Below are 16,730 nucleotides of genomic sequence, written 5' to 3'. Positions count from 1 at the left end.
GGCCTACGCCGGCGGCCAGCGGCCCCAGGCCGGAGCCGGCGGACGCGCTCAGGCGGGGCAGCGCCCAGCGGCTGGCGGCGCCGGCGGCCAGATCAACCGCGGCGGCGATCGCTACGCCGGCGGCGACCGCAATCGCGTCCAGGGCGGGGACCGCTACCAGGGCGGCAACCGCAACGTCGACCGCGACCGCGTGCGCAACGGCGACGTCAACATCGGCAACGACATCGACGTCGACGTCGACGGCGGCTGGGACAACGACTGGGGCTACGGCGGCGGCTGGTACGGCCACCCGGTGGCGCGCGGCGTGGCCTACGGCACGGCCGCCGCGGTCACCGCCGCGGCGATCGGCTCGGTGGTCTATTCGGTGCCGCCGTCCTGCCAGTCCATCTACTACACCGGCATCAGCTACTCGTATTGCGGCGGCACCTGGTACCAGCCGCAGTATTACGGCAGCTCGGTCCAGTACACGGTGGTGAACCCGCCCTACTAAGCGCCCCAACCCGGCGCTCAGGCGCGCCCCGACCGCGAGTGATCGACGATGAAACTCAGGCCCTTCGCGACCGCCGCGGTCGCCGCCCTGTGGCTGGCCGGATGCGCCACGGGCGGCGACCCCGCCCCCGAGGTGAAGGTGCTGGCCGCCGACTCCACCGGCGTCACCCCCGGCGCGGCCTACGCCTGGAAGAACGTCTCCGACGAAATGGCGGCGGCGCGCGATCCGCGCATCGACACCCCAGAGCTGCAGAAGCGCATGCGCGCGGCGCTCGACAAGGCGCTGACCGAAAAGGGCTACACCCACGCCTCGGCCAACTCCGACGCCCAGCTGGAGATCGCCTACCGCATCGGTGTGATGCAGGGCGTCGTCCCCGGCCAGACCGTCTCGCGCGTCACCGGCAGCGCCGGGTTCGGCGGCCCCGGCGGGGTGAACTGCGGCCCGGGCGGCTGCGACGCCCCCGGCTGGGCGTGGGGGGCCTACGGCGCGCCAACCACCACCCTGGCCTCGACCACCTTCACGTCCGGCTCGCTGATGGTGGACGTCTATGACCGTCCGACCGGCCGGCTGGTGTGGCAGGCGCTGTACACCGCCCCGGTGTTCGGCAAGCAGGACGGCACCCAGGAGGCCTTGGACCGGGTGGCGGAGCAGATCCTCAAGGACCTCCCCGGCAACGCCCTGCCCTAGGCCCCGCGCCTAGCCGCGCCGGTAGATCCACACCAGGCAGGTCGCCCCGCCCACCAGCACGGCGAGCGCGATGATCCAGACCGCCCGCACCAGCGGGCGGTACTCGCCGGTGTCGATGCCGCGCCGGACCTGGGCGTAGCGGATGGCGGCGCCGAAGATCAGGATCATTCCGGCCACGACCATGCCCACCCCCACGTGCTCGGCCGGGAAGCCGAGGCCGGAACGCCCCGGCTGACCCGCCAGCCTTCGCACGGCGGCGAGCTCGGCGGCGAAGCGGTTCAGCACCAGGCCGAAGGACATCAGCGCCACCGACGTGCGCAGCCAGGCCAGGTAGGTGCGCTCGTTGGCCATGTGCTCGGAGACGCGGCGCGGATGGGCCGGCTGCTCCTTGCGCGCTTCGCTCGCGTCGGTCACGGCCGGCCTCTCGCGCAGACACCCGCCGGAATAGGCGCACGCCCGGCGGGCGCCAATCAGGGTTTCCCCGGCCCGCGCCCGAGCGCGCCCTGAGCGTGCGCCGACCGGAACGGAACCCGGACACACCCCCACAGCTTCTCAGACCAATCAGAGTGCTCTTAAGCACTAATACGGATCACGGCCGGTTGTTCTGCTAGGGTTGGAGACAGTACGCATGGCCGACACGGGTATTGAAGGCCGCAAGCTTTACCGAAGAACTGTAAAGCCCCCAGGCGTGAACTCACAAAATCCGGCCGCCGCCCCCACGGCGAAGTCTGATCGGCGACGGACATCCGCCTTCCCCCGCACCGGCGCCGTCATCGAAGACCTGCCGCCGGTCCACGAGAGCTACTGGGCCCTGGCGCCGGAAGCCCTGTTCACGGTGCGGGTCACGCCGGCCGGCGAATTCCTGTTCGGCGGCATCAATCCGGCGCACGAGCGCCTGACCGGGCTGTGCGCGACGGACCTGATCGGGCGCCGTCCCGAGGACTGCCTGCCGCCGGCCGCGGCGGCGGCGGTCAGCGAGCGCTACCGCGCCTGCGTCGGCGTCGGCGAAGCGCTGCGCTACGAGGAGACCCTGACCCTGCCCACCGGCGAGCGCACCTGGGAGACCACCCTGGTGCCGATCCGCGACTCGCGTGGCGAAATCGTCCTCCTGCTGGGCTCGGGGCGGGAGATCACCGAGCACGTCCGCACCCGCGAAGCGCTGGCCGAGGGCGAGGCGCGCCTGTCGGCCATGGCCGAGACCGTGCCTGACGTCCTGTTCTCCGCTGACGGCCGCGGGCGCCTGACCTACCTGAACGGCCGTTTCGCCGAGCGGACGGGCGTCCGCGTCGAAGCCGCGCTCGGCGACGGCTGGATCGGCGTCGTGCACCCCGACGACCTGGAAGCGGTGCGCGAGGTCTGGCGCGAGGTCCGCGGACCGCTCGCGCCCTTCGAGTACGAGTGCCGGCTGCGCGACGCCGAGGGCCGCTGGCGCTGGCATCTGGTGCGCGCGCGCGCCATGCCCGACGGCCAGGGCGGCATGCAGTGGTTCGGCGCGGCCACCGACATCGACTACGTGAAGCGCTCGGCGGAGGAACTGGCCAGCCTGAACGGCCAGCTCGAGAGCCTGCTCGCCGGGATCACCGACGGCTACTTCACCCTCGACCACAACGGACGGGTCACGAGCGCGAACCCGCGGGCCGAGCGCTGGTTCGCCGACCCCATCGGCCGGGACTTCGTCGGCATCCCCTTCCTGGAGCGGTTCGGCCAGTCGTCCGAGTTGATCGACGCGGTCGCCCGCGTGCTGGACACCGAACGGCCCGAACATGGCGAGGTCGCCTCCACCCTCTATCCGGGGCGCTGGATGGAGCTGCACCTCTATCCGCTCGCCGGCGGGGCCAGCGTGTTCTTCCGCGACGTCACCGAGGCGCGGCTGCGCCGGCGCGAGCTGGAAGAGACCAAGTGGCTGCTGCAGCGCTCGCTGGACAGCCTGTCGGCGCACGTCGCCATCCTGGACGAAGCGGGCGTGGTCATCGCGGTCAACCGCGCCTGGCGCCGCTTCGCCGAGCGCAACACCGACCGGGTCGGCGGCGCGGGCGTGGGCGTCAGCTATGTCGAGGCCTGCCGGGCCGCGGCGCCGACCTCGGCCGACGCGGCCAGGGTGCTGGCCGGGCTGGAGGCCATGCAGGCGGGCCAGCGCAGCAGCTTCTACCACACCTACCGGGTCGAGACCGCGCCGCCGCGCTGGTTCCAGCTGCGCGTCTCGCGCTTCGACCACGACGGCCAGATCCGCTTCGTGGTCGCCCACGAGGACGTCACCGAGGTCCACCAGGCCCATCTGGCGGTCAACCACCTGACCCGGCAGCTGCTGGCCATCCAGGAGGACGAGCGGCGCAAGATCGCCGCCGAGCTGCACGACTCCACCGGCCAGCACCTGGTCGCGCTCAGCCTGGGCGTGGCGCGGCTGGCCGAGATCGCCGGCCACCTGGACGGGGTCGAACCGATCATCGGCGACGTGCGCGCCTCGCTGGAGGAGGCCCAGAAGGAGCTGCGGGTGTTCAGCTACCTGCTGCATCCGCCGAACCTCGGCGCCGACGGCCTGGGCTACACCTTGCGCCGGTTCGTCGAGGGCTTCTCGCGCCGCTCGGACCTGAAGATCAGCCTCAACGTCTCCAGCGGCGTGGACGGCCTGGACTACCTGATCCAGCGCAACCTGCTGCGCGTAGTGCAGGAGTCGCTGTCCAACGTGCACCGCCACGCGCGTGCGACCCGCGCCTGGCTGACCCTGGAGCTGAAGTCCGACCGCCTGCTGCTGACCGTCGAGGACGACGGCGAAGGCTTCCCACGCGGCCTCGAAGGCGGCCCGGACCTGGGCGTCGGCATTCCCGGCATGACCGCGCGCGTGGCCGAGTGCGGCGGCACCCTGCACATCGGCCGGGGGCGTCGCGGCGCGATGGTGCGCGCGATCTTCCCGATTCAGCCGGCTCGCGGCCTGACGGAAGACGTCACGGAATGACCAGGTGGTTGCGCACGGCGTAGCGCACCAGGTCGGCCGTCGACGACACGCCCAGCTTGCGCATGGCCGAGGCCCGGTGGGTCTCCACCGTCTTGACGCTGACGTTCAGCAGCCGGCCGATCTGCTTGTTGCTGTTGCCCTCGGCGATCAGCTGCACGACCTCGCGCTCGCGCGGGGTCAGCGACCCGGTCGGATTGTGATGCTCGGAGCGCTCGAGGAAGTCCTCCAGCAGCGCCTCGGACACCCGCCAGGAGAAGAACGGCCGGTGGCGGGCCAGGGCCTGGACGGCCGAGACCAGCTGGGTGTCGGCGTCGCTCTTCAGCAGGTAGCCGCGCGCGCCCGCCTGCAGCACGTCGCGGATGATGGTCTCGCTGTCGTGCATGGTGAAGATCAGGATCTCGGTGTGCGGCGAGCCGGAGCGGATCTTGCGCGTGGCGTCCAGGCCGTTCAGCACCGGCAGCGAGAAGTCCAGGATGGCGACGTCGGGCTTCTTGTCGATCGCCTCGTCGACCGCCACGCCGCCGTCGCAGGCCTCCGCCACGATCTCGTAGCCGGGGCGCGCCTCCAGCACCGCGCGCACGCCGCGCCGGACGACCTCGTGATCATCGGCGATGAGAATGCGCGTCATCAAAGGGGACCTCGGTTCGGCCTCGTGAGAGAAACCAGCCGAGAGCCGATTTGGCTGCTGTTCACGCCGTGGGGTCTTCTCGAACACGTTCAGCCCTCGCCCGCCGACTGCAACCAATGGCGTCGTCGCCAAAGACGACCGCCACGATCGACGAGACCACATCGCGGGAGCCCCGGGCATCGGGTGTCCTCCTGACGCAGGCTGGAAGTTCGCCCTAGACGCCCGGCGCCAAGACGCTCGGGGCCCGGCAGGCCGCGGCCTAGCCGACGACGTCGGGCGGCGCGGCGACCGGGGCCGACGGCGGCCCCAGTTCGATTTCCAGGGCCGCGGAACGGGCCTCGCAGTCGATCCGGGCCCCGCCCTTGGCGAAGACCGTCGTGGGGCCGTCCACGGACAGCGTCCCGCCCGCATAGGGCCGGCTGCCGCCGTCGGGAATGACCGCATGCTCGCCGTTGGGGAAGTAGACCTCGGTGCCGCCTTCGCCGAGCCGCGCGGCGAAACGCTGGTCGCCGTCGCAGTCGAACACGGTCCAGCTCACGCCGGGCGGCTCGAGGGCGTCCGGAGGGACCGCCGAAGCCAGTCGCGCCAGCCACCAGCCCGCGGCGGCCAGGACGCCAATCGTAAGCAACCAACGCATGGACGCGCTCACCAACGCCATACAGGACAAGGAGGTGGGGAGCCGCCAGCCCGATTGTTATCGGGCCGATCCTGAGGCGGCGTCAGGGGTTCTCCGGAGCGAACGGCGCGCGTCCCTGCGCATTATTCCCAAAGCGCGAATCCCAATGCGCATTCGACGGAGGCTGTTTCATGAGCCGATTTTTAGCGGAGTTCATCGGAACGCTCGTCCTCGTCCTGTTCGGTTGCGGGGCGGCGGTCCTGGGCGGTGAGGAGGTCGGCCAACTCGGCATCGCCCTGGCCTTCGGCTTCGCCCTCCTGGCCATGGTCTACACCATCGGCCCGATCTCCGGCTGTCACGTGAACCCGGCCGTCAGCCTGGCCATGTTCCTGACCGGCCGGATGAGCGCGCGCGACATGAGCCTCTACTGGATCGCCCAGTTCACCGGGGCGCTGGCGGGCGCGGCCCTGCTGCTCGGGATCGCCGGCACCACCGCGGGCGGCCTGGGCCAGAACGGCTGGGGCCCGGACTACGGCGGCGGCTATCCGCTGGGCGCGGCCTTCCTGTTCGAGACGGTCATGACCGCCCTGTTCGTGACCGTGATCCTGGCCTCGACCAGCGACTGGGCCGTCACCGGCTTCGCCGGCCTGGCCATCGGCATCGCGCTCGCGGTCATCCACATTGTCGGGATTCACGTGACCGGCGTCTCGGTCAATCCGGCCCGCAGCTTCGGTCCGGCGGTGCTGGTCGGCGGCCAGGCCCTGCAGCAGCTGTGGTTGTTCTTCGTCGCCCCGGCGCTGGGCGCGGGGATAGGAGCGCTGCTGTTCCGCTATCGCCTGCTGACCACCGTCGTGAAGTCCAAGGTGGAGCGCATCGACTCCTCCGCCGCGCACCACGCCTGACCGGAGGGCTCCGCCCTTCGCCGGAACCGCCCCCGCTCGGCGTCGTTGAGCGATCAGCTTCAGTGATCGCCGGGCCGGGACGGTAAACCAGGTGCGTTGTCTTCGAACCCTTCGCTGGAGCGTCACGGCGGCCCTGATCGCCGTGGCGCTTTCGGCCTGCCACAAGGGCGAAGAGAAGAAGACCGAGCCCCGCGCCGTCCTCACCGTCACCGCCGAAGCCGTCCGCAGCGAGGCCCTGCCCCGCACGGTCGACGCCTCCGGCACGGTGGCCCCCTGGCGCGAAATCCCCGTCGCGGCCGAGACCGGCGGCCTGACCGCCGTCGCCGTCAACGTCGACGAGGGCGACTACGTCTCTCAAGGCCAGACCCTGGTGAAGCTGAACGACGAAGTGCTGCAGGCCCAGCTGCGCCAGCAGACCGCCGCGGTGGCCAGCGCCCGCGCCCGCCTGGCCGAGGCCGAGGCCAACCTCAAGCGCTCGCGCGAGCTGAACCGGCGCGGCTATCTCAGCACTGCCGACCTGGACTCCCGCACCGCCGAGCAGGGCACCGCCTCGGCCGACGTGGCCGCCGCGATCGCTTCCCGCGCCGAGACCGCCGCGCGCCTCGACCAGACGGTGATCCGCGCGCCGGTGGCCGGCCTGGTCAGCGCGCGCGCGGTGGTGAAGGGCCAGATCGTCGTCGCCGGGACCGAGCTGTTCCGCGTGGTGCGCGACGGCCGGCTCGAGCTCAACGCCGAGGTGCCCGAGGCCGACCTGGGCCTCGTCCGCCCCGGCCAGTCCGCCCAGGTCACCGCCGCCCAGGCCGGGACCGTGGCCGGCTCGGTCCGTATCGTCACCCCGCAGGTCGACCCGCAGACCCGGCTGGGCCTGGCTCGCGTCGCCCTGCCCGCCCGCTCCGCCTTCAGCCCGGGCATGTTCGCCCGCGCCCGTATCGACGTGGGCGCCCAGCCGGCCCTGACCGTGCCGCTCGCGGCCGTCGTCTATCGCGAGGACAAGGCCGGCGTGTTCGTAGTCGGCGCCGACGAGCGGGCCCACTTCCGCTCGGTGACCACCGGCGCCCGCGCCGAAGGCCGGGTCGAGATCACCGCCGGGCTGAAGGCCGGCGAGCGCGTGGCTGTCCAGGGCGCGGGCTTCCTGGCCGACGGCGACCGGGTGCGGATCGGCGTCGCCCCGACGGCGGCGAGGACCTGATGTTCCGCAACATCTCCGCCTCGGCCATCCGCAATCCGGTGCCGACGGCGCTGCTGTTCATCATCCTGACCATCGCCGGCGTCGCCGGCTTCATGACGATGCGGGTGAACAACTTCCCCGACGTCGAATTCCCGGCCGTGACGGTCACCGCCGGCCAGCCGGGCGCCGCGCCCAACGAGCTGGAGACCCAGGTCACCCGCATCATCGAGGACAGCCTGACCGGGCTGAACGGGGTGCGCCACATCCGCTCCACCGTCGGCGACGGGGTCAGCGTCACCACCGTCGAGTTCGAACTCGGCACCGACCTGGAGCGCGCCACCAACGACGTGCGCAACGCCGTCTCCAGCGTGCGCGCCGACCTGCCGGCCGACGTGCCCGAGCCGACCGTCACCCGCATCGACATCACCGGCTCGCCGCTGATCACCTACGTCGTGCGCGGGCCGGGCATGAACCCCGAACAGCTCAGCTGGTTCGTCGACAACGACGTGTCCAAGGCCCTGCTGGCCATACCCGGCATCGCCCAGGTCACCCGCGAGGGCGGGGTCCAGCGCGAGATCCGCGTCGAGCTGGACGCCGACCGCCTGGCCGCCCAGGGCGTCACCGCCGCCGCGGTCAGCCAGCAGCTGGAGCGCTTCAACGCCGACCTGCCGGGCGGGCGCACCACGCTGGCCGGCGAGGAGCGGGCCCTGCGCACCCTCGGCGGCGCCCGCAGCATGGACGAGCTGCGCGAGATGCGCATCGACCTGCCGAGCGGGCGCAGCGTGCGGCTGGGCGACCTGGGCCGTGTCGAGGACGCCTGGACCGAGGCGCGCGGCCGGGCCCGCTTCAACGGCGAAGAGGTGGTCGGCTTCTCCATGCTGCGCACCCGCGACGGCAGCGAGGTCGCGCTGGCCCGCAAGGTGCGCGACGCGGTCAAGGCGCTGGACGACAAGCACAAGGAGGTGACGATCGAGGAGGTCACCTCCACCGTCCAGTTCGTGGAGGAGAGCTACTACGCCTCGATGGAGGCGCTGGGCCTGGGCGCCCTGCTGGCGGTGATCGTGGTCTGGGTGTTCCTGCGGGACTGGCGCGCCACCCTGATCGCGGCGGTGGCCATGCCCATGTCGCTGATCCCGACCTTCGCCGTGCTGGCCCCGCTGAACCAGTCCTTCAACGTGGTCACCCTGCTGGCTCTGTCGCTGACCATCGGCATCCTGGTCGACGACGCCATCGTCGAGATCGAGAACATCGTCCGCCACATGCGCGAGGGCAAAGCGCCCTACCCGGCCGCGCTGGAGGCCGCCGACGAGATCGGCCTGGCGGTGGTGGCGACCACCTTCACCATCGTCGCCGTGTTCGCGCCCGTGGGCTTCATGGGCGGCGTGGTCGGCCAGTTCTTCAAGTCGTTCGCGCTGGCGGCCTGCGTCTCGGTGCTGTTCTCCCTGGTGGTGGCGCGACTGCTCACGCCGCTGATGGGCGCCTACCTCCTGCGCGCCCATCCCGAGGAGCCCAACCGCGACCCGTTCTGGATGGGCCGCTATCTGAAGGCGCTGCACTGGTCGCTGGGCCACCGCAAGATCGCCATGGGCGCCGGCATCGCCGTCTTCATCGGTTCGCTGTGCCTGCTGCCGCTCTTGCCCGGCGAATTCATCCCGGCCGGCGACCAGGGCTATTCGACCGTCTCGGTCGAGCTGCCGCCGGGCGCGACGCTCCAGGAGACCGACGCGGTCGTGCAGACCATGACCCGGCGCATGCTGGCCCGTCCCGAGGTGGAGACCGTCTACGCCCTGATCGGCTCGGGCCAGGCGGCGACCGGCGGCGGAGGCGGCGGCGGCGCGCTGGCCGACGTGCGCCGCGCCTCGATCACCATGGACCTGGTCGACCGGGGCGACCGCAAGCTGACCCAGCAGCAGATCGAGCGGGAGCTGAGCGAGCAGTCCCGCGACATCCCCGGCGCGCGCATCCGCTTCGGCGCCGACTCGACGCCCAGCATGTCCATCGCCCTGACCAGCGACGACGGCGACGCCCTGGCGCGAGCCGCGCGCAAGGTGGAGACCGAGATGCGGGCCATGCAGGGCCTGACCAACGTGGTCAACTCCGCCGCCCTCGCCCGCCCGGAGATCCTGGTCACGCCCAAGCCCGACCAGGCCGCGCGGCTGGGCGTGTCGGCCGCCGACCTGTCCCAGACGGTGCGCGTCGCGACCATCGGCGACGTCGAGCAGGTGCTGCCAAAGTTCACCCTGGGCGACCGCCAGGTGCCGATCCGCGTGCGTCTGAACGACCGCGACCGCGACGACCTGGGCGCGCTGGAGAACATGCGCGTGCCGACCTCGGCCGGACCGGCCGTGCCGCTGAGCGCGGTGGCCGACCTGCACTTCGGGGCCGGCCCCTCCCAGATCGACCGCCTGGACCGAAGCCGCACCGCCACCATTCAGGCCGAGCTGGAGGGCCTGACGCTGGGCGAAGCCAACACCAAGGTGCACCAGCTGCCGGCGCTGAAGAACCTGCCCCCGGGCGTGGAGGAAGAACCGGCCGGCGACGTCGAGAACCTGAACGAGATGGTCATGGGCTTCGTCTTCGCCATCTCGACCGGCATCCTCTTGATGTACGCCGTCCTGGTGCTGCTGTTCCGCAGCTTCGCCCACCCCTTCACCATCCAGGCCGCCCTGCCCCTGGCCATCGGCGGGGCCTTCGGCCTGCTGCTGCTGACCGGGCGGACCCTGTCCATGCCGGCCCTGATCGGCATCCTCATGCTGATGGGCATCGCCGCGAAGAACTCGATCCTGCTGGTCGAGTACGCGCTGGAGGCCCGCAAGCGCGGGATGGACCGCCACGACGCCCTGATGGACGCCGCCCACAAGCGCGCCCGGCCGATCCTGATGACCACCGTGGCCATGGCCGCCGGCATGCTGCCGGTGGCGCTGGGCCTCGGCGCCGACGTCGAGTTCCGCGCGCCCATGGCGGTGGCCGTGATCGGCGGCCTGATCACCTCCACCTTCCTCAGCCTGCTGTACGTGCCGGTGGTGTTCACCCTCGTCGACGACATCAAGACCCGCATCGTCGGCTGGTTCGAGCGCCGCTTCGCCGACCAGGGCAAGCCGCCGAAACCGCCTTCGCCGGAGGATCGGCTTGCTCAGAACCGCGGTAGCTGAGAGGGTCCCCTCCTCCCCGAACCCGACTCTCCGAGATGCCCGCAAACATCGACGCTCCGCCTCCGTCCGCCTTTGTCCTGATCGGCGCCACCGGCGACCTGGCGCGCCGGATGCTGTGGCCGTCGCTTTACGCGCTGCACGTCGACGGCCTGCTGCCGCCGGACCTGCGCATTATCGGCGCCGCGCGCGCGAAGCACGACACTGAGGAATTCCGTAAGGACGTGGCCAAGGCGATCGAGGCCTCCGCCAACGCCGCGCTTTGCGACACCGACGTGTACCGGCGTTTCGCCGAACGGATCACCTACACCTCGGTCGACGTCGCCAGGCCTGAGACCTTCGACGATCTGAAGGCGGTGCTCGGCGACACCCCGGGCGGGGTGATCTATTACATCTCCACCGCGCCGGACCTGTTCGCGCCGGTGTGTGCCGACCTGAAGGCCCGCGGCCTGGTCGACGCCCGCTCCCGCCTGGCGGTGGAGAAGCCGATCGGCAAGGACCTCGCCTCGGCGATACAGGTCAACGACGCCATCGCCGCGGCGTTCGACGAAGACCAGGTGTTCCGGGTCGACCACTACCTGGGCAAGGAAACCGTCCAGAATCTGGTCGCGCTGCGCTTCGGCAACTCGATCCTCGAGCCGCTGTGGAACGCCAGCGCCATCGACTCCGTGCAGATCACCATCGCCGAGACCGTGGGCGTCGAGGGCCGCTGGGGCTACTACGACACCGCCGGCGCCCTGCGCGACATGATGCAGAACCACCTGCTGCAGCTGCTCTGCCTGACGGCCATGGAGCCGCCGGCCAGCTTCACGCCCTCGGCCGTGCGCAACGAGAAGGTGAAGGTGCTGTGGTCGCTCAATCCGATCACCGCCGCCAACGTCGAAACGGTGACCGTGCCGGGCCAGTACTCCGCCGGCGTCGTCGACGGCAAACCGGCCCCGGGCTACCGGGAAGAGGACGGCGCCAACCAGGACAGCACGACCGAGACCTTCGTCGCCGTCCGGGCGGAGATCAACAACTGGCGCTGGGCCGGCGTGCCCTTCTACCTGCGCACCGGCAAGCGCATGCAAAAGCGCCTCACCGAGATCGTGGTGCAGTTCAAGCCGGTGCCCTACTCGATCTTCACCGACGAGCTGTCGCCCCAGCTGAAGCCGAACCGCCTGGTCATCCGGCTGCAGCCGGAAGAGACCGTCACCCTGACCATGATGAACAAGCAGCCGGGTCTGGAGGGCATGAAGCTCAAGCCCGTAGACCTGAACCTGTCGCTGTCGGAGGCCTTCTCGCGCGAGCGGCGGCGGATCGCCTACGAACGGCTTCTGCTGGACATCCTGCGCGGCAACTCATCGCTGTTCGTGCGGCGTGACGAGATCGAGGCCGCCTGGGCCTGGATCGACGGCATCCACGAAGGCTGGCGCGCCCACGGCGTCACGCCCAAATCCTATCCCGCCGGCAGCTGGGGCCCGACCGCGGCCCTGGTCCTGCCGGCCAAGGACGGTCGAGCCTGGGCGGAGGAGCCATGATCCCGGTCTGGACGGTGCGCAGCGATCGCGAGGCCCTGGCCGAGACCGTGGCCGAGTCGATCGCCCACACCCTGCTGGAGGCGATCGAACGGCGCGGCCGCGCCTTCGTCGCCTTCGCAGGCGGTTCGACCCCCGCCCCCGCCTACGCCCGGCTGGTCGAGCACCCGAAGCTGGACTGGGGCAAGGTGGTGGTCACCCTGACCGATGAGCGCCTCGCGCCGGCCGGCCACCCGGCCCGCAACGAAGGCCTGCTGGAGCCCTTCCGGTCCAAGGGGGCGAGCTTCGTGCCGCTGGAGGACGAAGCGGCCATCGCCAGGATGCCGGAGTTCGACTCCGTGTTGCTGGGCATGGGGGCGGACGGCCACACCGCCTCGCTGTTCCCCGGCGCGGGCGAGCTCGAAACCGCCATGGACCCGCGCGGCGAGCGAGCGGTGCTGACGATCACCCCGGCCGAGCTGCCGCCCGAGGCGCCCTTTTCGCGCCTGACCCTGACCGTGCCCCGGCTGGCGCGCACGCGCTGCTGCAACATCATGATCACCGGCGAGGCCAAGAAGGCCATCGCCGAGGACGCCGTCAAAAACGGCGACCCGTGCGATCCTCCGATCCGCGGCGTCTTGCACGCCCTTCCCGTACGCCCCGAATTCTTCTGGAGCCCGTAGTGCCGCTTCATCCCGTCCTGGCCGAAGTCACCGCCCGTATCGAGGCGCGCAGCCGCGACCGCCGCGCCGATTACGAGGCGCGTATGCAGGCCGCCAGACGCGACACGCCCGCGCGCACGCGCCTGGCCTGCTCCAACCTCGCCCACGTGTTCGCCGCCTCCGGCGAGGACAAGCCCGAGCTGAAGGCCCCGGTCTGGCCGAACCTGGGGATCGTCACCGCCTACAACGACATGCTCTCGGCGCATCAGCCCTACGAGCACTATCCTGAGATCATCCGTCACGCCGCCCGTTCGGCCGGCGCGGTGGCCCAGGTGGCCGGCGGCGTGCCGGCCATGTGCGACGGCGTCACCCAGGGCTACGAGGGCATGGAGCTGTCGCTGTTCAGCCGCGACGCCATCGCGCTCGGGACCGGCGTGGCGCTCAGCCACGACGCCTTCGACGGCGTGCTGCTGCTGGGCATCTGCGACAAGATCGTGCCGGGCCTGTTCATGGGCGCCGCGCCCTTCGGCCACCTGCCGATCGCGTTCGTTCCGGGCGGTCCGATGCCGTCGGGCATCCCCAACGCCGAGAAGGCCAAGGTCCGCCAGCGCTACGCCGAGGGCCTGGCCACGCGCGCCGAGCTGCTGGAGGTGGAGTCCGCCTCCTACCACTCCGCCGGCACCTGCACCTTCTACGGCACCGCCAACACCAACCAGATGTGCATGGAGGCCATGGGCCTGCACGTGCCCGGATCGGCCTTCGTCAATCCGAACACCCCGCTGCGCAAGGCCCTGACCGAGGCGGCGACCGTGCAGGCGGCCAGGACCACCGCGCTGGGCGCCGACCACAAGCCGTTCTGGGAGGTCGCGACCGCCAAGGCCCTGGTCAACGCCGTGGTCGGCCTGTGCGCCACCGGCGGCTCGACCAACCACACCCTGCACCTGGTCGCCATGGCGCGTTCAGTCGGGGTCGAGCTGCACTGGGAGGACTTCGCCGAGCTGTCGGCCGTCGTGCCGCTGCTGGCGCGCGTCTATCCGAACGGCACCGCCGACGTGAACCACTTCCACGCCGCCGGCGGCATGGCCTTCGTCATCCGCGAGCTGCTCGACGCCGGCCTGATGCACGACGACGTCAAGACGATCTGGGGCGAAGGCCTGCGCGCGCACGCCAAGGAGCCGGCCCTGCGCGACGGCCAACTGGTCTTCCTCGACCCGCCGGCGACCTCGCTGGACCTCGACGTTCTGCGCCCGGTCTCCGACCCGTTCTCGCCGGAGGGCGGCCTGCGGCTGCTGGCCGGCAATCTGGGCCGCGGCGTCGTGAAGGTCTCCGCCGTGAAGCCGGATCACTGGACCATCGAGGCCCCGGCCCGGGTGTTCACCAGCCAGGCCGCGCTGGAGACCGCCTTCAAGGCCGGCGAGCTGGACCGCGACTTCGTCGCCGTCCTGCCGTTCCAGGGCCCGCGCGCCATCGGCATGCCCGAGCTGCACAAGCTGACCCCGGTGCTGGGCGCCCTGCAGGACCGCGGCCATCGCGTCGCCCTCGTCACCGACGGGCGCATGTCCGGCGCGTCCGGCAAGGTGCTGTCGGCCATCCACGTCACCCCCGAAGCCGAGGACGGCGGCCCGATCGGCCGCGTGCGCGACGGCGACGTCGTGCGCATCGACGCCGAGGCCGGGCTGATCGAGGTGAAGGTCCCGACCGCCGAACTGAACGCCCGGCCCCTGATCGAAGCCGACCTCAGCGCCCACCAGCACGGGGTCGGCCGCGAGCTGTTCGCGCTGTTCCGCAGGAACGTCGGCACCGCCGACACCGGCGCGAGCGTGCTGCTTTAGGCCTTCTCCCTCCCCATGAAGGGGAGGGAGAATTCTCTTACTGCAACGGCTTCACCGTCCCGGTCGCCCAGTGGGCGCCGACCACCGCGCCCTTCACGAACGGCAGCAGGGTCAGGGTCACCACGGCCAGGGCCGGCACCACCGTGCCCACCACGAGGAACGGCGACGCGGTCCAGATAAACGGGAACAGCAGCACCGGCGCGATGAACAGGTGCCCGACGATCAGGATGGTGAAGTAGGGCGGCGCGTCGTCGGCCGGATAGCGGCCGTTCTCGTGCCCGCACGCCTCGCAGGTCCCGCGCACCTTCAGATAGCTGGTGAACAGCCGCCCCTCGCCGCAGTTCGGGCAGCGGTGCTTGAGGCCGCGCTTCAGGCCGGTGAGCAGGGATCGGGTCATCTACACCTCGCTGGACCGCCCGATTGGCCTATCCGCGCCTTCAACTCAAGGCGGCCGATTATCCTGCCACCGGTGTCGGAACAAAGCTGAGCCGTTCGCGGTTCTCCGCGCGCAAATCTGCGGAGGCGGCCATGTACCTTCCGCGTAGCGTGCTCGACGGCATATGGGCCTGGCGTACGGAGCACGGGACGCGGCGCGCCGCGCTTCGCGACCTGGCCCTGCCGCTGGCCGGCATCGTGCTGGTGGCGGCGGCCTTCCGCTTCTTCTCGGTCACCCAGCCGCTGACCGACGCCTTCAGCTGGCGCGAGGCCAGCACGGCGATGATGGCCGACAACTTCCACATGCGAAGCTGGAACGTGCTGTTCCCTGAGGTCAGCTGGACCGGTCCCGGTCCCGGCTACCAGGGCCGCGAATTCCAGGTGGTCAGCTACATCTCCGCCCTGCTCTACGCCGTGTTCGGCTGGCACGACTGGTTCGGCCGGGCGGTGGCGGCGGTGTTCGGCCTGTGGAGCGTGGTGGCCATGCACCGCTTGGTCGAGCGCCTGGCGGGACGGGCGGAGGCCAACGCCGCGGCCCTGATGCTGGCCGTGCTGCCCGGCGCGGTGATCATCGATTCCTCGTTCCTGCCGGGCCCGGCCATGCTGGCCTTCGCGCTCAGCGGCCTGTGGGCCCTGGTCGCCTGGCTGCAGACCGAGCGGCCGCGCCTGCTGATCCTGGCCACGGCGCTGATCTCCATGGCCGTGCTGGCCAAGCCGCCGGCGGTGGTGGTGCTGGCGCCCGCCGCCTACGCCTGCGCCGACATCCTCGAGCGGCGCGGGGCCCTGACCCGCGAGCGCATCCGCACGCTGTGCCTGGCCCTGGCCTGCGCCGCGGTCGCGCCGGTCGCCTATTTCAGCTGGGCGATCTGGCTGGGCTCGCACACGCCGCCCTACCACGTGGCCGGGGCCGGCTTCTTCTGGGACCACCTGGGCGAGGACCTCTCCAAGCTGTTCTACCTGCCGAAGGCGGCGCACGAATTCCAGCTGTGGTTCCTGACCGCCCCCTTCGCCCTGCTGCTCGGCGTCGGCCTGTTCGCCAGGCCGCGCAACAAGCAGGCCCAGGCGCCGTGGCTGTTCCACGCCTGGCTGCTGAGCGGCGCGGCCTTCTACCTGACCGCCTCCAAGGAGCTGGCCAGCAATCCCTGGAACTTCCTGATCTTCGCCCCGGCGCTCGCCGCCCTGGCCGGCCGCGGCCTGATCGCCACGGCGCGCTCGGTCGAGGGCGCGCTGGACAGCTGGCCGGCCCGCGCCCGCGTCGCCGGCGTGCTGATCCTGCTGATCTGGTCCAGCTTCCACGCCGTGACCATGATGAAGCAGCCCTTCGCCGGCTCGGCCCGCCAGCTGGGCGCGCGCCTGGCGGCGGTGGCGGGGCCCGACGACCTGGTGGTCACCGCCGCGACCAGCATCGGCGACCCGATCGCCATCTATTACAGCCGCCACCGGGGCTGGGTGTTTCCGCCGGGCGGCGGCCGCCGGCCCTGGGACGTGCTGGAGGACGACGCGGCCGCCATCCTCACCCTGGAGCGCCTGCGCGTGGAAGGCGCCGACTGGTTCGGCGTGACCCGCGACGCCCGGGACGGCGAAGGCCACATGCTGCTCGACTTCAATCCCGGCCTGATCGAACACCTCGACCGGATCGGCCAGCGCGTGGTCGACGACGGCGTGGTGCTGGTCTGGCGGTTGCCGCCGGTCCGGGCACGGAGCTAGAGGCC

At 71.3% G+C, this 16,730-nt stretch carries 14 protein-coding genes; 10 read left to right on the top strand and 4 right to left on the bottom strand.

The window, feature by feature from the left end:
• Both G3573_RS05805 and G3573_RS05800 read left to right on the top strand, forming a co-directional pair.
• The coding region (locus tag G3573_RS05805; RefSeq protein WP_163259957.1) for a hypothetical protein at positions 1-490 on the top strand (490 nt) is incomplete at its 5' end.
• Positions 491-538: 48 nt separating this feature from the next.
• The gene (locus G3573_RS05800) at positions 539-1,177 is read left to right on the top strand and encodes a DUF4136 domain-containing protein (RefSeq protein WP_163260018.1); all 639 of its coding nucleotides are present in this window, start codon (positions 539-541) and stop codon (positions 1,175-1,177) included.
• A gap of 9 nt (positions 1,178-1,186) precedes the next feature.
• On the opposite strand, the gene G3573_RS05795 is transcribed toward G3573_RS05800, so the two are convergent.
• A complete protein-coding gene (locus tag G3573_RS05795; protein WP_163260016.1) occupies positions 1,187-1,591 on the bottom strand; it encodes a DUF202 domain-containing protein in 405 nt (134 codons plus the stop codon).
• Positions 1,592-1,865: 274 nt separating this feature from the next.
• Here G3573_RS05795 and G3573_RS05790 point away from each other — a divergent pair, with 274 nt between their 5' ends.
• On the top strand, positions 1,866-4,130 hold the full coding sequence (locus G3573_RS05790; RefSeq protein WP_163260013.1) for a PAS domain-containing protein: 2,265 nt from the start codon (positions 1,866-1,868) through the stop codon (positions 4,128-4,130).
• Here the strand turns inward: G3573_RS05790 and G3573_RS05785 are convergent.
• Positions 4,120-4,758, bottom strand: a complete 639-nt coding sequence (locus G3573_RS05785) for a response regulator transcription factor (protein ID WP_163260011.1) — start codon at positions 4,756-4,758, stop codon at positions 4,120-4,122. The two genes, G3573_RS05790 and G3573_RS05785, sit on opposite strands and share 11 nt — an antisense overlap.
• 259 nt (positions 4,759-5,017) lie before the next feature.
• A complete protein-coding gene (locus G3573_RS05780) occupies positions 5,018-5,395 on the bottom strand; it encodes a hypothetical protein (RefSeq protein ID WP_163260009.1) in 378 nt (125 codons plus the stop codon).
• A 170-nt stretch (positions 5,396-5,565) separates the two neighbouring features.
• Between G3573_RS05780 and G3573_RS05775 the strand changes: the two genes are divergently transcribed.
• The 6 genes from G3573_RS05775 (at position 5,566) to edd (ending at position 14,583) form a co-directional block, all read left to right on the top strand.
• Positions 5,566-6,276 (top strand): aquaporin, encoded by a 711-nt coding sequence (locus G3573_RS05775; RefSeq protein ID WP_163260007.1) that lies wholly within the window; start codon positions 5,566-5,568, stop codon positions 6,274-6,276.
• Positions 6,277-6,367: 91 nt separating this feature from the next.
• Positions 6,368-7,465 (top strand): efflux RND transporter periplasmic adaptor subunit, encoded by a 1,098-nt coding sequence (locus tag G3573_RS05770; RefSeq protein ID WP_163260005.1) that lies wholly within the window; start codon positions 6,368-6,370, stop codon positions 7,463-7,465.
• Positions 7,465-10,596, top strand: coding sequence for an efflux RND transporter permease subunit (locus G3573_RS05765; protein WP_163260003.1), 3,132 nt, complete (start codon positions 7,465-7,467; stop codon positions 10,594-10,596). Before G3573_RS05770 ends, G3573_RS05765 begins: the two co-directional genes overlap by 1 nt.
• A 35-nt stretch (positions 10,597-10,631) precedes the next feature.
• The gene (gene zwf / locus G3573_RS05760) at positions 10,632-12,113 is read left to right on the top strand and encodes a glucose-6-phosphate dehydrogenase (RefSeq protein WP_163260001.1); all 1,482 of its coding nucleotides are present in this window, start codon (positions 10,632-10,634) and stop codon (positions 12,111-12,113) included.
• The gene (locus G3573_RS05755; protein WP_163259999.1) at positions 12,110-12,772 is read left to right on the top strand and encodes a 6-phosphogluconolactonase; all 663 of its coding nucleotides are present in this window, start codon (positions 12,110-12,112) and stop codon (positions 12,770-12,772) included. Before zwf ends, G3573_RS05755 begins: the two co-directional genes overlap by 4 nt.
• Positions 12,772-14,583 carry a phosphogluconate dehydratase gene (gene edd, locus G3573_RS05750; protein WP_163259998.1) on the top strand — a complete coding sequence of 604 codons (1,812 nt, stop codon included), beginning with the start codon at positions 12,772-12,774 and terminating at the stop codon, positions 14,581-14,583. The genes G3573_RS05755 and edd overlap by 1 nt, the downstream gene beginning before the upstream one ends.
• A 37-nt stretch (positions 14,584-14,620) precedes the next feature.
• Here edd and G3573_RS05745 read toward each other — a convergent pair whose 3' ends face one another.
• On the bottom strand, positions 14,621-14,980 hold the full coding sequence (locus tag G3573_RS05745) for a DUF983 domain-containing protein (RefSeq protein WP_163259996.1): 360 nt from the start codon (positions 14,978-14,980) through the stop codon (positions 14,621-14,623).
• Positions 14,981-15,111: 131 nt separating this feature from the next.
• On the opposite strand from G3573_RS05745, the gene G3573_RS05740 reads away from it, so the two are divergent.
• A complete protein-coding gene (locus G3573_RS05740) occupies positions 15,112-16,725 on the top strand; it encodes a glycosyltransferase family 39 protein (protein WP_163259994.1) in 1,614 nt (537 codons plus the stop codon).
• Positions 16,726-16,730: the final 5 nt, after the last annotated feature.

Origin of the sequence: Caulobacter sp. 17J65-9, assembly GCF_010975005.1 — a bacterium.
Taxonomy (GTDB): Bacteria; Pseudomonadota; Alphaproteobacteria; order Caulobacterales; family Caulobacteraceae; genus 17J80-11.
This window is presented reverse-complemented; position numbering and strand designations above follow the sequence as displayed.

Coding starts and splice junctions, on each gene's coding strand:
- G3573_RS05800 (WP_163260018.1), top strand. CDS start 539: ATGAAACTCAGGCCCTTCGCGACCGCCGCGGTCGCCGCCCTGTGGCTG.
- G3573_RS05785 (WP_163260011.1), bottom strand. CDS start 4,758: ATGACGCGCATTCTCATCGCCGATGATCACGAGGTCGTCCGGCGCGGC.
- G3573_RS05780 (WP_163260009.1), bottom strand. CDS start 5,395: ATGCGTTGGTTGCTTACGATTGGCGTCCTGGCCGCCGCGGGCTGGTGG.
- G3573_RS05775 (WP_163260007.1), top strand. CDS start 5,566: ATGAGCCGATTTTTAGCGGAGTTCATCGGAACGCTCGTCCTCGTCCTG.
- G3573_RS05765 (WP_163260003.1), top strand. CDS start 7,465: ATGTTCCGCAACATCTCCGCCTCGGCCATCCGCAATCCGGTGCCGACG.
- zwf (WP_163260001.1), top strand. CDS start 10,632: ATGCCCGCAAACATCGACGCTCCGCCTCCGTCCGCCTTTGTCCTGATC.
- G3573_RS05755 (WP_163259999.1), top strand. CDS start 12,110: ATGATCCCGGTCTGGACGGTGCGCAGCGATCGCGAGGCCCTGGCCGAG.
- G3573_RS05745 (WP_163259996.1), bottom strand. CDS start 14,980: ATGACCCGATCCCTGCTCACCGGCCTGAAGCGCGGCCTCAAGCACCGC.
- G3573_RS05740 (WP_163259994.1), top strand. CDS start 15,112: ATGTACCTTCCGCGTAGCGTGCTCGACGGCATATGGGCCTGGCGTACG.